The sequence below is a fragment of the Psychrobacter sp. TB55-MNA-CIBAN-0194 genome (genome assembly GCF_040309505.1).
Classification (GTDB): domain Bacteria; phylum Pseudomonadota; class Gammaproteobacteria; order Pseudomonadales; family Moraxellaceae; genus Psychrobacter; species Psychrobacter fozii.
In genome coordinates this window covers 1-280 of record NZ_JBEOOW010000183.1, presented here as the reverse complement: position 1 = coordinate 280, position 280 = coordinate 1, and the positions used below count along the sequence as shown (strand labels likewise).

General features: G+C 39.3%; 1 protein-coding gene. It reads left to right on the top strand.

Annotation, left to right across the window (positions count from 1 at the left end; all coding sequences use genetic code 11):
• Nucleotides 1-280, top strand: a 280-nt coding sequence (locus tag AAEY75_RS14755; RefSeq protein ID WP_352259987.1) for a type VI secretion system accessory protein TagJ, incomplete at both ends; no start/stop codon positions are given.

Here is a 280-nt window from a genome sequence, read left to right as displayed (position 1 = left end):
TAGCAATGGTTGATGCTCAAGATGATGTGACTCAGTGTGCGAGCAGCCTTGAAACTCTGCGTCCCGAAGTTAACTTAGTGTTAAATGATATCACTCATCAAGAAATTCGTGATTTAGATGACACTTTAGGTGGTTTTATAGAAATTTTTGGTACTGACGGTAATTTCTATTTAGCGCAGTTATCTGAAATTGACTATATCAACTTTAAACCTGTGACCTCATTACTGGAAATGGTTTGGCGCCGGGTTGATCTAGCCATTAAAAATGGACCGAGTGGAGA